The organism is Streptomyces sp. MH60 (assembly GCF_002939385.1).
GTDB lineage: Bacteria > Actinomycetota > Actinomycetes > Streptomycetales > Streptomycetaceae > Streptomyces.
Genome location: NZ_MULI01000015.1, coordinates 89,871 through 107,069 on the forward strand (window position 1 = coordinate 89,871; position 17,199 = coordinate 107,069).

10 protein-coding genes and 1 tRNA gene are annotated in these 17,199 nt (G+C 71.3%); 2 read left to right on the forward strand and 9 right to left on the reverse strand.

What is annotated here, in order from left to right; genetic code table 11:
* Positions 1-23: 23 nt before the first annotated feature.
* Both BZZ08_RS13070 and BZZ08_RS13075 read right to left on the reverse strand, forming a co-directional pair.
* Positions 24-1,793 carry a discoidin domain-containing protein gene (locus BZZ08_RS13070; RefSeq protein ID WP_104632358.1) on the reverse strand — a complete coding sequence of 590 codons (1,770 nt, stop codon included), beginning with the start codon at positions 1,791-1,793 and terminating at the stop codon, positions 24-26.
* A 136-nt stretch (positions 1,794-1,929) separates the two neighbouring features.
* On the reverse strand, positions 1,930-3,012 hold the full coding sequence (locus tag BZZ08_RS13075) for a DUF1996 domain-containing protein (RefSeq protein WP_104632359.1): 1,083 nt from the start codon (positions 3,010-3,012) through the stop codon (positions 1,930-1,932).
* A 265-nt stretch (positions 3,013-3,277) separates the two neighbouring features.
* Here BZZ08_RS13075 and BZZ08_RS13080 point away from each other — a divergent pair, with 265 nt between their 5' ends.
* The gene (locus BZZ08_RS13080) at positions 3,278-5,098 is read left to right on the forward strand and encodes a coagulation factor 5/8 type domain-containing protein (RefSeq protein ID WP_104632360.1); all 1,821 of its coding nucleotides are present in this window, start codon (positions 3,278-3,280) and stop codon (positions 5,096-5,098) included.
* Positions 5,099-5,170: 72 nt separating this feature from the next.
* On the opposite strand, the gene fusA is transcribed toward BZZ08_RS13080, so the two are convergent.
* The 5 genes from fusA to BZZ08_RS13105 form a co-directional block, all read right to left on the reverse strand.
* Positions 5,171-7,231 carry an elongation factor G gene (gene fusA / locus BZZ08_RS13085; protein WP_104632361.1) on the reverse strand — a complete coding sequence of 687 codons (2,061 nt, stop codon included), beginning with the start codon at positions 7,229-7,231 and terminating at the stop codon, positions 5,171-5,173.
* A 420-nt stretch (positions 7,232-7,651) separates the two neighbouring features.
* Positions 7,652-10,399, reverse strand: coding sequence for an alkaline phosphatase family protein (locus BZZ08_RS13090; RefSeq protein WP_104632362.1), 2,748 nt, complete (start codon positions 10,397-10,399; stop codon positions 7,652-7,654).
* A gap of 6 nt (positions 10,400-10,405) precedes the next feature.
* Positions 10,406-11,836: an ABC transporter permease gene (locus tag BZZ08_RS13095; protein WP_241965458.1), complete on the reverse strand. Its 1,431-nt coding sequence runs from the start codon at positions 11,834-11,836 to the stop codon at positions 10,406-10,408.
* A complete protein-coding gene (locus BZZ08_RS13100; RefSeq protein WP_104632363.1) occupies positions 11,833-12,774 on the reverse strand; it encodes an ABC transporter ATP-binding protein in 942 nt (313 codons plus the stop codon). The genes BZZ08_RS13095 and BZZ08_RS13100 overlap by 4 nt, the downstream gene beginning before the upstream one ends.
* A 329-nt stretch (positions 12,775-13,103) precedes the next feature.
* Positions 13,104-13,191: transfer RNA gene (locus BZZ08_RS13105), tRNA-Leu, on the reverse strand.
* A 141-nt stretch (positions 13,192-13,332) separates the two neighbouring features.
* Here BZZ08_RS13105 and BZZ08_RS13110 point away from each other — a divergent pair.
* Positions 13,333-14,664: a DUF2254 domain-containing protein gene (locus tag BZZ08_RS13110; protein WP_104632364.1), complete on the forward strand. Its 1,332-nt coding sequence runs from the start codon at positions 13,333-13,335 to the stop codon at positions 14,662-14,664.
* A gap of 60 nt (positions 14,665-14,724) precedes the next feature.
* Here BZZ08_RS13110 and BZZ08_RS13115 read toward each other — a convergent pair whose 3' ends face one another.
* Together BZZ08_RS13115 and sucD are read right to left on the reverse strand one after the other, a co-directional pair.
* Positions 14,725-16,287: an aldehyde dehydrogenase family protein gene (locus BZZ08_RS13115; RefSeq protein ID WP_104632365.1), complete on the reverse strand. Its 1,563-nt coding sequence runs from the start codon at positions 16,285-16,287 to the stop codon at positions 14,725-14,727.
* Positions 16,284-17,186 carry a succinate--CoA ligase subunit alpha gene (gene sucD, locus BZZ08_RS13120; RefSeq protein WP_104632366.1) on the reverse strand — a complete coding sequence of 301 codons (903 nt, stop codon included), beginning with the start codon at positions 17,184-17,186 and terminating at the stop codon, positions 16,284-16,286. Before sucD ends, BZZ08_RS13115 begins: the two co-directional genes overlap by 4 nt.
* Positions 17,187-17,199 lie beyond the last annotated feature (13 nt).

Genomic DNA, 17,199 nt, shown 5'->3' on the forward strand with positions numbered 1-17,199 from the left:
CTGCTCCGACTTGTCCCCCGGCGTCAGCTGTAGACGCCGAACTCGTACAGCGAGTAGCCGTAACCCGTGCCGCGTGCGGTGCCGTTGACGCGGACGTAGCGGCCGGTGCCGGACACGTCGAGGGTGTCGACCCCGCCGTTGCCGTCGGTCACCGTGGACACGGTCCGCCAGTTCTGTCCGTCGTCGGAGGTCTGGACGGTGTAGGCCTTGGCGTAGGAGGCCTCCCAGTACAGCTGGACGTGCCGGAACGCGGTGCGCGTGCCGAGGTCCACCTGGATCCACTGCGGGTCGCTCCAGTCGCTGGCCCACCGGGTGTCCGCCTTGCCGTCCACGGCGTTGGCGGCGGTGCAGGGGCAGTCGCCGTAGCCGGGCTGGAAGGAGGAGGCGGTGGCCGGCTTGCCGAGGGCGACGTTGGTGCCGTCCACGGCGGGCGGCACGACCCGCGCCGAGAGGGTCTCGACGCCGACGTTCCCCTTGCCGTCGGTGGCCTTGACGTACAGCTTCCACACGCCGGGCCGGTCGGGGGCGGTGACCTTGAGGCGCCCGCCGCCGAGGTCGGTGACGGGGAGCGGGGTCAACTGCTTGCTCTGGTCGATGTAGTTGCTGTTGGACAGCACCTCGTACGCGATCGGGTCGCCGTCCGGGTCGGTGGCGCGCACGGTGAGGACCAGCTCCTTGCCGGCCTGCACCTTGCCCGCGTCGCCCTCGACGCCGAAGCCGGAGACGACGGGCGGGGTGTTGTCGTGCGAGGTGTCACCGCCGTAGGTCCGCTTCACGGCGTAGTACGACAGCCGCTTCTGTCCCGCGGGCAGCAGGTTGAACCAGATGCCGCCGAAGTCGTACTCGGTGCCGTAGTGGAACAGGGTCGCGCCCAGGGCGACGCCGCGGTGCCCGGTGACGCAGTTCCACGCGTCGGTGTAGCCCTGTGCCTTGGCCTGGTCGGTGGGCTCCTTCGGTACGCCGTTGGCGTCGTCCGGCACCTCCCACTCGCCGGCCGGTCCGGACTCGGTGACGATGTACGGCTTGGTGTAGCCGCCCTGTACCCACGCGGAGCGCACGTCGCACACGGCGTCGTAGGAGTTGACGGCGTACAGGTCCAGGTCGGGGGCGTTCTTCTTGTAGTAGGGCCAGGCGCCGACCCAGGCGTCGGTGGAGGTGACCGGGTGGTTCGGGTCGACGGCGTGGATCTTCTTGGCGACGTCGTTGACGAAGGTGGTGTAGGCGTCGCGCTGGCGCTCCAGTTCGTCGCCGCTGTAGCAGTTCTGCAGGCCGAGCACCGACTCGTTGCCGACGTTCCACATCAGGACGCCCGGGTGGTCCTTGTACTCCTGGACCCAGCGCGGGAACTCGGCCAGCATCTGGTCCTTGTACGCGGTGTCGGTGCGGTAGTTGACGCAGCCACCGCTGCCCGGGCCGCCACCGGGCTGGAGCCAGAAGCCGGCGATGACCTTGACGCCGTGGGCGGCGGCGGAGTCGAGGAGCGGGCGGCTGCTCGCGTCGGTGCCCCAGGTGCGGATGGTGTTGACGCCCATCGATGCCAGGTCGGGCAGGTACCGGTCGGCGTCGGCGGGGGACGGCCCCCAGGTGAGGCCCTTGACCGTGTAGGGGCTGCCGTCCACGGTCAGTTGCCAGTTGCCCTGGCCGCCGGTGACCTTCACGACGCTGCCGGCGGCGTGCGCCTGAGCCGCGGGCAGGGCGGTGAGTGCGCCGAGCGTGAGCAGGCCGGCGGTCAGGGGGGCGGTGAGTCTGCGCGCGGGGGTGAGTCTGCGGGTGGGGGTGCGGGGTCGGCTCATCGGGGTGTGTCTCCGGTCTGCGGGGTCGGGGGCGGGGAGTCCTCCCCTTTTTTGAGGGGCGGACTCCCCTCCTTCTTGGGGGCCCGGCCGTGGCGGGGCGTGGACGGCCGGGCCGGTCTGCTGGGAGGGGCCGGGGTCAGGGCAGTTCGTAGTGCTCGTTGAGTGCCGCTCCGGCCTCCGGGTGGGTCTGGTCGTAGCCGCGCGCGTCGCACTGCAGCCCGCCGACGATGCAGTGGCCGACCATCGCGTCGAGGGTCGGCTCGTCCCAGGCGTTGAAGAAGTCGTAGTGGAACGAGTAGCTCGCGCCACTGGCCAGACGCACCCGGGAGAGGTCGCCGTTGACCGGGAAGGCCATCTTGAACTCGATCATCGGCAGGGCGACCGGGTGGTCGGCCGGGCAGATGTTGTTGTTGGTCCCCGGGTTGACCACCGGATACGCCATGTGGCTCTTGTGGTCCGGCGTGTCCAGGTTCTTGCCGTCCCAGCAACTGGGCGCCTGGAAGCGGATGTTGACCTGGACGTCCTGCCGCTCGGGGCAGTCGGCCGGGAAGTCGACGTTGAAGAAGCTGTCGCCGCACTCCCAGCCCTCGACGAAGCCCGGGTGGTCGCGGAACTCCTGGGCGCTCTGCATCGGGCTGGCGACGACGTAGCGCAGCCCCTTCGGGAAGGGCCGCACGCTGGTGTAGTCGGTGACGCCGGCCTTGTAGTAGATGGTCTGCGGGCCGACCGGGAGCACCGGGCGGTCGCCGTCGTACATGGTGGGCATCCAGTAGCCCGAGCGGTCGCCGGGCGCCAGACAGGTGGTGGACCCGGCGTCGAGCGAGGCGGTGGTGCTGTACGCGTTGGTCGTCGTGTTGCCCATGAAGGTGTGGTCGTGCGACTTCCCGGGCTGCTGTGCGTAGACGATCGGGTCGTCGGGCGCCGTGTGACTGACCGCGCAGTTGGCCTGGAACTCGTGGAAGTAGCGGTGCGGCGGCTCCTTGGTGGACGGGGTGACGCCGGTGACCGGCGGGTTCGCGGGGATGTAGCCGTCGCCGTCCGGGTCCTCGGGCGAGGAGGCGGTCGAGGCCGCCATGGTGTGCCCGGTGTGCGCGGCCGACGCCGGGGCGGAGGCGGCGGGGGCGTCCGCGTTGGCGGCGACCGTGCCGATGCCGATCGAGGTCAGCAGTAACGCGCTCGCGACGAGGGTGCCGGACAGAACTTTCGATCTCCGTGGCATGGAGACCTCCTGAGAAGGTCGGGGAAATTCTCGGAGAGCGCTCTCCCGATTCGGAGTGTTGAGGGCGCGCGGGAGGGTGTCAAGGAATTCGACAGAAGGGACGGCGGGGGGACCAACGCCTCACGTTCCCCCACTTGTTGAACGCGGCACACAAGAAACCGTCGCAACTCTTGACGTCCCGTGGCGAGCGGATGAAGCATGCACACCCAGAGAGCGCTCCCCCACCCCCACTTCGTTCACTTTCCGAACAAGGAGAGCCGCCCGCATGCCCTCTTCCCCCACACCCTCCTCCGCGCCCGAGCCCTCCGGGGTACGGCGCCGCAGCCTCCTCGGAGCGGCCGCGGCGGCGCCCGTACTGGCCTCACTCGCCGGCGCGGGAACCGCAGCCGCCTCCCCCGTCACCGCCTCCGCCGTCGGCTCCCCCGACGGCCCCCGTGCGCTGCCCGGCGGTGGCGACCTCGGGCCGAACGTCATCGTCTTCGACCCGTCCACGGCGAACATCCAGGGCAGACTGGACGAAATCTTCAAGCAGCAGGAGTCCGCCCAGTTCGGCACCGGCCGCTACGCCCTGCTGTTCAGGCCCGGCACCTACAACGGGCTCAACGCCCAGCTCGGCTTCTACACCTCCATCGCGGGCCTCGGCCTCTCCCCCGACGACACCACCATCAACGGCGACGTCACGGTCGACGCCGGCTGGTTCGACGGCAACGCCACGCAGAACTTCTGGCGCTCGGCGGAGAACCTGGCCCTGGTCCCGGTCAGCGGCACCAACCGCTGGGCGGTCTCGCAGGCGGCGCCCTTCCGGCGGATGCACGTGCGCGGCGGTCTCAACCTCGCCCCCGACGGCTACGGCTGGGCCAGCGGCGGCTACATCGCCGACAGCAGGATCGACGGCACGGTGGGCCCGTACTCCCAGCAGCAGTGGTACACCCGGGACAGCTCGGTCGGCGGCTGGCTCAACGCCGTGTGGAACATGGTGTTCTCCGGTGTGGAGGGCGCGCCCGCGCAGAGCTTCCCCGAACCGCCGTACACGACGCTGGAGACGACGCCCGTCTCCCGGGAGAAGCCGTTCCTGTACCTCGACGGCGCCGAGTACCGCGTCTTCCTGCCGGAGAAGCGCACCGACGCCCGCGGCGTCTCCTGGGGCAACGGCACCCCGCGCGGCACCTCGCTCCCGCTGTCCCAGTTCTACGTCGCCAAGCCCGGCGATCCGGCGGCCACCCTCAACCAGGCACTGGAGGAGGGCCTGCACCTGCTGCTGACGCCGGGGATCTACCACCTCGACCGGACCGTGGAGGTGAACCGCGCGGGCATGGTCGTCCTGGGCCTCGGCTACGCCACGCTCATCCCCGACAACGGCGTCACCGCCCTGAAGGTCGCCGACGTGGACGGCGTACGACTGGCCGGCTTCCTCGTGGACGCCGGTCCCGTCAACTCCCGCACGCTGCTGGAGATCGGGCCCGAGGGCGCGTCGGCGGACCACTCGGCCAATCCGACCACCGTGCAGGACGTGTTCGTCCGGATCGGCGGGGCGGGCCCCGGCAAGGCGACCACCAGCCTGGTCGTCAACAGCCGGCACACCGTCGTCGACCACACCTGGGTGTGGCGCGCCGACCACGGCGACGGCGTCGGCTGGGAGACCAACCGCGCCGACTACGGCGTGGTCGTCAACGGCGACGACGTGCTGATGACCGGCCTGTTCGTGGAGCACTTCAACAAGTACGACGTGCAGTGGAACGGCGAGCGCGGCCGCACGGTCTTCTTCCAGAACGAGAAGGCGTACGACGCACCCGACCAGGCCGCGATCCAGAACGGCTCGGTCAAGGGGTACGCCGCCTACAAGGTCGGGGACGACGTCACCGAGCACGAGGGCTGGGGCCTGGGCAGCTACTGCTACTACAACGTGAACCCGTCCATCGTGCAGCACCACGGCTTCGCCGCCCCGAACCGTTCCGGGGTGCGCTTCCACGGTCTGCTCGTCGTCTCGCTCGGCGGCAACGGACAGTACGAGTGCGTCATCAACGACACGGGTTCGCCCACGTCGGGGACGGACACGGTGCCGTCGAAGGTGGTGCGGTACCCCTGACGGCCGTGCGTGGTGCCCCCGCCCTGGCGGGACGGGGGCACCACGCACGCGGAGCGCATGACCGGGGCACGCCTACCGCACGGCTGTCGCGGCCGTCGTCGGCGCCGGCGCGTAGCCGGTGGGCCGGGCGGTGAAGGTGCCGCGGCCCTGGGTGCGGCTGCGCAGCCGGGTCGCGTAACCGAACAGCTCGGCCAGCGGGACCGTGGCCGTGACCACCGCCGCGCCGCCCCGCGTCACGGAGCCGGTGACCCGGCCGCGACGCGCGGCGAGGTCGCCGAGCACGCCGCCGAGCCCGTCCTCGGGCACGGTGACCGTGACCTCCACGACCGGTTCCAGCAGGACCATCTCCGAGGCGCGCAGGGCGTCGCGGAGACCGAACCGGCCGGCCGTGCGGAAGGCCGTGTCCGAGGAGTCCTTGACGTGGGTCTGCCCGTCGGTGAGCGTGACCCTCAGACCGGTCACCGGGTGCCCGCCGAGCGGACCCTCGGCGAGGACGTCCCGGCAGCCCGCCTCGACGGCCCGGACGTACTCCTGCGGTACGCGTCCGCCGACGACCGTCGAACGGAACACGAAGCCGTCGCCGCCCTCGGTGTCCGGCTCCCACGGCTCCACGTCGAGCACCACGTGCGCGAACTGACCGGCGCCGCCGTCCTGTTTGACGTGCCGGTGGACGAAGCCGGTGACGCCTTCGCCGACCGTCTCCCGGTACGCCACACCGGGGCGGCCGACCGTGACCTCCAGCCCGTGCTCGCGCCGGACGCGCTCCACGGCGACCTCCAGGTGCAGCTCGCCCATGCCCGACAGCACGGTCTGTCCCGTCTCCGGGTCGGTCCGCACGGCCAGCGAGGGGTCCTCCTCGGTCAGCCGGGCGAGCGCCGAGGCCAGCCGGTCGGTGTCGGTGGAACGCCGGGCCTCCACCGCCACGTGCACGACCGGCTCGGCCACGCCCGGGGGCTCCAGGAGCAAAGGGGCGTCCGGCGCGCACAGGGTCGAGCCGGCGCGGGCCGACTTCAGCCCGACCACGGCGACGATGTCCCCGGCGACCGCCCGTTCCAGGGGGTCGTGCCGGTCGGCCCGTACCCGCAGGATCCGGCCGATGCGCTCGGTGCGTCGCGTGCCCGCGTCCCACACGGTGTCTCCCTTCTCGATCGTGCCCGAGTACACCCTCAGGTACGTCAGCCGTCCCGTCGGGGTGGCGTTCACCTTGAACGCCAGTGCCGCCATCGGCGCCGCCGGGTCGGCGGGCCGCTCCTGCTCCGTGCCGTCGTGGGTGCCGCGCACCGCGGGCACGTCCAGCGGTGCGGGCAGGTACGCCACCACGGCGTCCAGCAGCGGTTCGACGCCGCGGTTGCGGTAGGCCGAGCCGCACAGCACGACCACGCCCTCGCCGGTGCGGGTCAGGTCGCGCAGGGCGCCGGTGAGGGTGGCGGCGGTGAGCGTCTCCCGGTCGCAGAACTCCTCCAGCGCGCCCGGATGGCGTTCGGCGACCGCTTCCTCCAGCAGCCGCCGTCTGCGTGCCGCCTCCTCGCGCAGGGCGTCGGGCACCGGTCCCTCCTCGGCCGTGTCCGCGCCGTCGGCCCAGACCAGGGCGCGCATGCGCGGCAGGTCGACGACGCCGGTGAAACCGTCCTCCGTGCCGATGGGCAGCTGCACGACCAGGGGTACGGGGTGCAGCCGCTCGCGGAGGGAGGCGACGGCGGTGTCGAGGTCGGCGCCCGCCCGGTCCATCTTGTTGACGAACGCGATCCTGGGCACGCCGTGCCGGTCGGCCTGCCGCCACACGGACTCGCTCTGCGGCTCCACCCCCGCGACCGCGTCGAACACGGCGACGGCGCCGTCCAGCACCCGCAGGGAGCGTTCGACCTCGTCGGCGAAGTCGACGTGCCCCGGGGTGTCGATGAGGTTGATCCGGTGGCCCGCCCAGGTGCAGCTGACGGCCGCGGCGAAGATGGTGATGCCGCGATCGCGTTCCTGCGGGTCGAAGTCGGTGACGGTGGTGCCGTCGTGGACCTCGCCGCGCTTGTGGGTGGTACCGGTGGTGTAGAGGATCCGCTCGGTGACGGTGGTCTTGCCCGCGTCGACGTGGGCGAGGATGCCCAGGTTGCGGATGGTGGTGAGCGGGTTGGTGCGCATGGCCCATGGCCTTTCGGATGATCCGGAAAAAGGGCAGCGCGATGTCCCGGCGCACGACGACGCACGCCCCCGGTGGGCGGGGGGGCGGGGATCAGACGTACGTCACGGGTGTCCGGTACCGGCCGCGCAGCGGGCACCGGAGGGCCGAGGACACCAGGATCACCACGGACCGACGGGACCGGGAACGGGGAGCGGCGGCAGCGGCGCGGTCACGCATGGCCGGACTCCCCTCACTGGTCATGGACGCGCCGCCCGTCCGCGGGCGGCGTCTGCTCGGTGAGTCTAGGCAGTGGCCCGGGGACCGGGCCACGGAGTTTCGCGGCTCGCGCCGGTGCCGGGCCCGGGGCTGTCCGCTCCGGGTCCGGCACCGGCTGTGCAACCGGCCGTACTGCCTGTCGGGCGTCGGGTGGTCGAGCCGGGTCAGCCGTCGTTCTCCGCCGACGGGATGAACGCGCCCGGCACGTCCTGGGGAGCGTAGATCTTCTTCTCGCCCGGGTACGGCTTCCCCCAGTTGTACCGCTCGTACCAGGCCAAGTGGTTCATCTGCGCCGGCGGAGCGTAGTCCGGCACGGCGTGGGGACCGGTCAGTCGCTGCTTCGACTTCCACTGGCCCCACGTGGCGGCGAGGTTCTCCATGCCTGTCGGCACCGAGGCCGACGGCACGATCGCCGCCTTCGGGCTCTGCGTCGCGGGGTTGTCCAGACCGCACGACGGCGCCGTCTTCACCCCGTCGGTCAGCGAGACCCGGTTGGGCAGCGCCTTGAACGGCGTGAAGTCCGGCTTGCGGGTGAACGCCGCGGACATCGGGGTGGCCGCGGTGTCCTTCTGGTTCATCGGCTGGATCCCGAGGATCTGCTCGATGGTCCGCATCATGTTGATCTGCGAGTAGTAGTGGCTGTCCACCGTGCCGTGCTTGGCCCAGGGGCTGATGATCTGGACCGGGGCGCGGTGGCCGTCGACGTGGTCGAGGCCGGCCTGGGAGTCGTCCTCGACGACGAAGATCGCCGAGTCCTTCCAGTACTTGCTGTGCGAGATCTCGTCGACCATCGTGCCGACGGCGAGGTCGTTGTCCGCGACCTGCGCGGAGCCGCTGACCGGACCGCCGGTGTGGTCACTGGAGAGCCAGAACATGTTCAGGTTCGCCGGACCGTGCTTCTCGAAGTCCCGCTTCCAGATCTCGGCGCGGTAGACGTCCGGGACGCTGGTGTCGAACTTCGGGAAGCCGTGCACCGACACGTCGTTGAGCGACGGGATCGGCGAGGTCGAGTTCAGCGGGTAGGCGGTGTCCTCACCGGTGGCCGCCATGTTCTTGCTGTCGCAGTACAGGTTCTGCCAGCTGGCGCCCGCCGGCTTGGCCAGGAACTGCTGGAACTCACCGAAGTTGCGCACCGACTTGCCCACGTCCTGCGCGCCGGTCCAGATGAATCCGGTCCGCTGGTGGCCGAGGGCGTCGTCCTCGGTGTCGTAACTGCGGGTGTACTCACCGGCGGAGGACTCGGTGTACTCGGGGTTGTCGGCCTGCATCAGCCAGTTGTGACCCTCGGCGGAGTTCGTGCCGATGTCGTACGTGTTGTCGTACAGGCCGAACTGCCGGGCCAGCGCGTGCTGGTTCGGCGTGACGTTCTCGCCGTACTGCGCCAGCGAGGCGTCGCCGTTGCCCTGGGGCAGGTCGCCGAAGACCTGGTCGTAGGTGCGGTTCTCCTTGACGATCAGGAAGACGTGCTTGATCGTCGAGGGGTCGCCGAGCCTGGCCGGGACCGGCACCGGCTTGGCCGGCTTGCCCTTGGCCTTCTTCAGGGCCTGGCCGTTCCAGCCGTTCTGCTTGAAGACCTTGCGGGTGTACGACCTGATCAAGCTGTCGTCGGGCAGGGTGAACCGCTGCACGCTCGACGTCGTGTCGTGGGTGCCGTGGCCGCTTTCCTTGCGGCGGGCGTCGATGCCACGGGGGTTGGAGACGTACACCTGGTCGCCGACGGTGGTGATCTCCGAGGGGAAGTAGTCCGTCGGGAGCAGGCCGACGTAGCTCACCGGCTCCTGGGCGGAGGTGTACTTGTAGACGGCGACCGCGTTGGCCCGGCCGAGGGTCACCAGCAGGTGGCCGTCGTCGGTGAGGGTCACCGCGTCGGGCTCGTACCCCACGGAGGCCTGCGCCCACGGCCGGGTGGCGATGGTCTGGACGACCTCGTCCTTCGCCGTGTCGATGACCGACACGTCGTTGGTCGCGGTGTTCGTGACGAACAGCGCCCCGTCCTTGGCGTAGAGCGCGGTCGGGTGCAGACCGACCTCGATGCCGGCGACCGGGGCGTCCTGGTCCGCCAGGTCGATGACGCTGACCGTGCCGCTGGTGGTGGCGGCGGTCTTCTGGTCGGCGAGCACCTGCGTGCCGTACGAGTTGATCGTGGGCTCGCCGGGCTTCGCCGGCCGGCCGCCCTCGTTGCTGACGTAGAGCTTGCCACCGACGACGATCAGGTCGCGCGGGGCGTTGCCCACGGCCCAGCTCCGCTGGACGGTTCCGGTCGCCGCGTCGATGGAGACGACCCGGTTCTGGCCGTTGACCGCGGAGTACACGGTCTTGCCGTCGGCCGAGAACACGGCCTCGCCCACCAGGGCCTTCTTGGAACCCTGCGCGGGGATGGCGACGGTCCGCGGGCTGGAGACGCTGCCGTCCTCGTTCACCGTGAACACCGTGTAGCCGTCCGGCTGGCCCAGCCACAGCTGCTTGCCGTCGGGCGAGTACGTCGGGCCTTCCTGGCCCACGTTGTTGCTGCCCATGCGGGGGTTGGACGACGCGGCGCTGCCGACGAGCTGCTGCGTCTTGAAGTTCTTCAGGTCCACGATGGCCAGGGCCGCGCCACCGTCGGTGACCGATGCGGCCATGTGCGTGCCGTCCGGGCTGACCGAGGACGACATGATCTTGCCCTCATTGATGACCAGGCGGTCGCCGTACGGGTCGAGGTACTGGTTGCTGGAGACGACCCGGCCGTCCTCGGTGACCTGGCCGACCTGGTCCGTGCCGAACTGGTGGGTCTGCGCGAGCGCCGTGCCGGCGGCCACGAGGGCGATCGCGGTGGTGCCCGCGGTCAACAGCGGTATCCGACGGCCGAGTCGTCTGCCGAGGAGCCTGAAACGGGCTTCCTCCGCGAGCTTGCGGCGACGAGCTACCTGCATTTTCGGTTATCCCTTCGAGGTGGTGTCGAGCAGCTCGACGTTGCCGTCGAACTGCCACAGCGGGTTCGGTACGTCCCCTTCGGGGGTCCGCACCAGGAAGTAGCCGTTCACTTCCTTCGGTCCGTCGCCATCGGCCATGTACCGCCCGTCAGGTGTGACGTCGAGTTGGTAGACGGCCTGCCCCGTGGCCTCGACGCCGGGAAGGTGCCAGCTGACGACGCAGCGCCAGTCGTTGCCCGGGCCCTCGGCCGCGACCTTGGTGCTTCCCTTGTGGCACGTCGCCGTGGCCTTCAACTGGGCCTCGGTGACGGCGGGCCGATGGAGTTGGTCGGTCTGCACGCGGTACAGGTGCGCGAACGCCGTGGCGAGCGAGCGCTGCACCTTGTCCTGCTCGATCCCGGAGCCGGTCGCCGAGGTCGTCGCGGCGACGACCGCGAACGACATCGCGGCCACTCCGGCGAGCGGCAGCACTCCGACCGTGATCGCGCGGCGGCCCGAGCCGTCGTGGGTCGGGTTGGTGAAGTCCCGCCGGACGAAGAGCGCGTACGCCAGCGCCGTCGCCACCGCGGCCCACACCAGGCTGACAACGACTCCGATGAGCAGCGGACCGAGCTGCCGCGGGCTGGTGAACAGACCGTTCCAGGCGATGAGGGCGTAGCTCGGCAGGGCGACCCGCACGGCGACCGGGAGCGGCAGCATCTGCGCGATCGCCATGGCGAGCGAGACGAGCACGGGCACCAGCAGCCCCATCGGGGACCTTCCCAGCGTGACCGAGCCGAGAAGGCCGAGTGCGGCGAGCGCCAGGGTCGGAGCGAGGACCGAGACCCAGGAGAGCAGCACCCCGACGGCGGCGTCCGACGACGCCAGGAGATGACCGTCGAGACCGACCAGTGGCTGGTCGCCGACGACCAGGAGGCCGCCGACGGTGCTGGAGACGGCGAGTCCGGCCACGAGCAGAAGCAGGACGGTGACACTGGCCGCCGCCTTCGCCACGAAGATCCGCCGAGGCGAGCGGACGGCCACGAGCAGGTGGCGCCACGTGCCGAGCCGGTCCTCGGAGGCGAACACATCACCGGCCACGACCGACGTCAGCAACGGAAGCGCCCAGACTCCCGAGAATCCGAGGATCACCAGCGGCCCGGCCCACCCGGAGGCGAGCATCCAGCGTCCGAAGAGGGTGTCGACGGGAAGCGTGCTCTGTTGGCTCACGCCGGCGACGAAGAGGGCGGGAGCGATCCAGCAGGCGAGGAGCAGCAGGCGGATCCGCCAGTGGGAGAGGAGCTTGACCAGCTCGAACCGGCCGGCCCGGGTGACGGGTACACGACGGCCCCCGGTCACCTGCTCGTGTCCGTGCCGCTCTCCCCGCCCCTGCTCCGGTTCGTGCTCCTGCTCCTGCTCGTGTGTCGCTTCCGGTCTCGGGGTGACGGGGGCGGTCATCGGCCGTCCTCCTGCTGTTCGGTGAGGGCGAGGAACGCGGCTTCGAGCGGCGACACCACGGGAGTGAGTTCGCGCAGCGCGACGCCCTTCTCCACGAGCCGCACCACGAGCGCGTCGAGGGCGGGCAGAAGGGCGCGTACGACGAGCGGTTCGGCGTCCTGGCGTACCCCCTCGGCGTCGACGACCTGGACCCCCGGCGCTTCATCGGCCAGCCGGCGGGCGGTCTGCGGGTCGGGTGTGACCAGCCGGTAGTCGAGTTCGCGGTTCTCGGTGGCCAGCTTGCTCAGCGGGCCGGTGAAGACGACGCGGCCGACGGCGAGGATGGTCACCTCGGAGCAGAGCGCCGCAAGGTCATCCATGTGGTGGCTGGAGAGCACGACGGCGGTTCCCTGTGCCGCGAGCCTGTTCAGGACGCCGTGCACGTGCTTCTTGCCCGCCGGGTCGAGGCCGTTGGCCGGTTCGTCGAGCACGAGCAGCCGGGGCTTGGTCAGCAGGGCGGCGGCGAGTCCGAGCCGCTGGCGCATGCCGAGGGAGAAGCCGCGCGTACGGTCGTCGGCGACATCGGTGAGGCCGACCTCCGCAAGCACGTCGTCGATCCCCGCCACAGGCGCGTCGGGGCCGCGGAGAGCGGCCAGCGCGGCGAGGTTCTGCCGTGGGGTGAGCGAGGGGTAGAGAGCGGGACCGTCCACGAAGCCGGCGACACCGTCGGGAGCGTCGAGCGCCCGCCCGACCGGTGCGCCCAGGATCTCCAGGTGTCCGCTGTCGGCCACCGCGAGTCCCAGCAGGAGGCCGAGCAGCGTCGTCTTCCCGGCGCCGTTCGGACCGACGAGACCGTGGATCCGGCCCTGCGCCACATCGAGGTCTGTGTCATCGAGCGCGGTGACGTCACCGAAGCTCTTCGTGAGGCCGCGAGCCCGGATTGCGAGGAGTTCTTCCATGGGTCCCTTCCTTCAATGCCTCAAGGACCCTAGGGATTGATCACTCCGCCCAGGAGGAGGGAGGAGTTGAATGTTGTTGGAACATGAAACGACTTGGCATTCGCGACATCACCGGGCGGTCGGACGCCGCACCGGCTCCTACCAGCACCCTTTGCCAGCGATTTGCCGCAACTTGAGGGGTACATGACCTAATTGCGAACGCGAACCAGTCGTCGAAGATCGTGAAGGTCGGCATGGGCCGAGGGTGTTGTGCTGTGCAGCGCCGAGATCGCGGCGGCACCACTTGAGCCCTGGAACGCAGAAAACCCCACGGGAAGTGGGGTCTCAGCTGGTGTCCGAGGGGGGACTTGAACCCCCACGCCCGATAAAGGGCACTAGCACCTCAAGCTAGCGCGTCTGCCATTCCGCCACCCGGACCAGGTGTCTGTCGCTGGGCGGGGGTGCTCCCCGCGGCGACATGGACAACCATACCAAGGTTTCGCGGTGCCTTTCACCTGCGTTTCCTTCCCCTGAGCGGCGTTCCGGGACCGGTGGCTCCGCTGCGCCTAGGGTCACACCATGAGTGACTGGATGGTTACGCAGGGGCCGCTCCCGCGTCGTCGGCCGCGGGCGTTGTCGCCGCTCAGGGAGCATCTGCGGGACACGTTCTGGTTCGCGCCCACGGCGGCGATGGCGGGTGTCCTCGTGGTCTGGCTGGTGGCCCAGGAGCTCGACGCGGCGCTCGTCCGTTCGTTGCAGGACGACGGCGACTACGACACGCTCGCCGATCTGCTGCGGTTCGCGGACGACGCGAAGGCGGTGGTGTCGGCGGTCGGCTCGGCGATGATGACCTTCATCGGTGTGGTGTTCAGCATCTCGCTGGTCGCGGTGCAGATGGCGAGCGGGCAGTTCACCCCGCGGGTGGTGCGGCTCTTCGTCCGCAGCCGGATCACCAAGGCGACCTTCGCCGTCTTCCTCGCCACCTTCGTGCTGACGCTGCTCGTCCTGACCAGCTACGACAGCAACGCCGACCCGCGTACCGCCACCTCCGTCCCGCTGGTGCAGTCGGTGCTCACCCTGGTCATGGTCGCGCTGAGCCTGTTGCTCTTCGTGCTGTACGTGAACGCCACCCTGCGGCTGATGCGGGTCAGCCATGTGATCGCCCGTATCGCCGCCGAGTCCTTGCGGGTGGCGGCGCTGATGCCCGTGCCGGCGGAGGGCGGCGGGGCGCACGGGCTCGGGCCCGTGACGGCGTGGGTCGCCCACGACGGGCGGGGCGGTGTGCTGCGGGACGTGCACGTCGCCCGGTTGGTGCGGGTGGCCCGGGGGCAGGGGGTGGTGCTGCGGCTGGTCCCGCGGATCGGTGACTTCCTGGTGCCGGGCACCCCGGTCCTGGCGGTGCACGGCGGGGCGGCTCCGCCGCACCGGGCGCTGCGGTACGCCCTGTCCGTGGGGGTGGAGCGCACCTTCCACCAGGACCTGGCGTTCGGGCTGCGCCAGCTGTCCGACATCGGGCTGCGCGCCCTGTCCCCCGCGGTGAACGATCCGACGACCGCCGTGCAGGCACTGGACCGGGTGGTGCAGATCCTGGCCACGCTGTCCCGGCGGCCGCTGGACGCCGTGCCGCACCGGGACCGGCGCGGCGTGGTCCGGCTGGTGCAGCCGGTGCCCGGCTGGGCCGAGCTGGTGGACCTGGGGTTCGCCGAAGTCCGTGCCTGCGCCACCGGGGCGCCGCAGGTCACGCGGCGCCTGATGGCCGGTCTCGACGACCTGCTGCGGCTCGTGCCGCCGGAGCGGCGCGCGCCGCTGCTGCGCCACCGCGAGCTGCTGCGGCAGGCCGTCGAGCGGACCGCGCCGACCCCGGCGGACCGGGCTTTCGCCCTGCGGCCGGACCGGCAGGGCATCGGCTGACCGGCCCGGGACGCCCACCGGCCCGCGACGCCCACCGGCCGGTTCGCCGTCCCGGCCCGTCTACGGCATGAGGTGGTGGTCCGGGAAGTTCCCCGGCAGCCGCTCCCCCGCCGGGCCGCGCGTCACGGCGCGCACCAGCAGTTCGCCGCCCACGAAGGCGCCGCGCCAGGACCCCCCGTGCCCGCCGAACAACTCGTCGCGGTCCCCGCGGGAGCGCGGTACGCCGTGGCCGACCTTGAACGCGCGGATCTGCGGCGCGAGCCGGCCGTACGTCGCCGGGTCGTCTGTCGACAGGGTGGCCACCAGCGCGCCGTTGGAGGCGTTCATCGCGGCGAGCAGCTCGGCCTCGGTGTCGACCAGGACGATGGTGTCGACCGGGCCGAAGGGTTCCGCGTGGTGCAGTGGCGAGGACCGGGGCGGGTTGAGCAGGGTGACCGGCTGGACGTAGGCCGAGGTGTCCTGGCCGGGCAGGAAGCGGGTGTCGGCCGTGCTCCCGCGGTGCAGCGGGACGGCTCCGCGGTCGACGGCCTCGGCGACCTGGTCGTGGAGCTCCTTGGCCTTGGCCGCGTTGATGACCGGGCCGAAGTCCAGTGCCGGGTACGGGGCGTCCGGCGCGGCGACGGCGAGCGGGTGGCCGACGCGCAGGGTGCGCACGGCCGGGAGGTACGCCGCGAGGAACGCGTCGAACAGCTGTCGCTGGACGACGAACCGGGGGTAGGCGGTGCAGCGTTGCTTGCCGTAGTCGAAGAGTTTCGGGATCAGCCGCGTGAGTGCGTCCCAGTCCGTGAAGTTCCAGATGCCCCAGGTGTTGAGTCCCTCCTGTTCGAGGATGTGCCGCTTGCCGAGGTCGGTGACGGCGGTGGCGACGGCGGCGCCCGCGTCCCGGCCGCCGACGAAGGAGACGCAGCCGATCTCGGGCGCGCGCACCAGCGCCTGGGACAGCTCGCCGCCGCTGCCGCTGACGAGGGTGACGGGAAGTCCCTCGCGGGCGGCGAGCGCGCAGGCCAGGGTCAGGCAGGCGACGCCGCCGTCCGTCGGGGTCTTGGCGATGACCGCGTTGCCCGCCAGTGCCTGCACCAGCAAGGCGTGAACCAGCACGCTCATCGGGTAGTTCCAGCTCGCGATGTTGGAGACCGGGCCGTCCAGCGGGGCGCGCCCGTCGAGCATGCCGTCGATGCCGTCGACGTACCAGCGCACGCCGTCGACGGCGCGGTCGACGTCGGCCTGGGCGGACCGCCAGGGTTTGCCGATCTCCCAGACCAGCAGCAGCGCGAGCAGTTCGCGGTGCCGGGCGAGGGCGTCCAGGGTGGCCGCGACGCGGGCGCGGCGTTCGGGCAGGGGGACGTGGCGCCAGGCCCGGTGCTGGTCGAGCGAGGCGCGTACGGCGTGCTGGGCGGTGGCGGCGTCGATCCGGGGCGGTCCCGCGATCGGGGTGCCGTCGACCGGGCTGGTGGCCGGCAGAACCCGGCCGTCCGCGCGCCAGCCGGCGTCCCAGAGGTTGAGGACGCGGTCGTCGCGGAACGCCTCGGGCGCGACGGCGCGGCAGCGCCGCCAGGCGTCGGCCCAGGCGGTGCCGGACTTGAGGGTGAGGGCTCCGGTGTCCTGCGCGCCGGCCGCCGTCATGCGCGGGCTCCGTCGCGGGCCGCTGCGTCGAGTACGGCGAGCACGTGCCGTGCCGTCTCCGTCGGTGTGCTCCCGACCCGTACGCCGGCTGCCTCCAGCGCCTCCTTCTTCGCCCGTGCCGTGCCCGAGGAGCCCGACACGATCGCGCCGGCGTGGCCCATGGTCCTGCCCTCGGGCGCGGTGAAGCCGGCGATGTAGCCGACGACGGGTTTGGTGACGTGCTCGCGGATGTGGGCGGCCGCGCGCTCTTCCGCGTCGCCGCCGATCTCGCCGATGAGGACGATCAGTTCGGTGTCGGGGTCGTCCTGGAAGGCGGTGAGGCAGTCGATGTGGCTGGTGCCGACGACCGGGTCGCCGCCGATGCCGACGCAGGTGGAGAAGCCGATGTCGCGCAGTTCGTACATGAGTTGGTAGGTGAGCGTGCCCGACTTGGAGACCAGGCCGATGCGGCCGGGCTTGGTGATGTCGGGCGGGATGATGCCCGCGTTGGACTGGCCGGGGGTGATCAGGCCGGGGCAGTTGGGGCCGATGACGCGGGTGCCCCTGGCGCGGGCGTGGGCGGTGAAGGCGACGGAGTCGTGCACGGGGATGCCCTCGGTGATGACGACCGCGAGGCCGATTCCGGCGTCGGCTGCTTCCACGACCGCGGCCTTGGCGAAGGCGGGCGGCACGAAGACGACGGTGACGTCGGCGCCCGTGTGCTCGACGCCCTCGCGGACCGAGCCGAAGACCGGGACGGCACGCTCGTCGAAGTCGACGGTGCGGCCCGCCTTGCGCGGGTTGACGCCGCCGACGACGTCGGTGCCCGCGGCCAGCATGCGGCGGGTGTGCTTCATGCCCTCGGCGCCGGTCATGCCCTGGACGAGGACCTTGCTCTCCTTGGTGAGGTAGATCGCCATGTCGTCCTGTCTC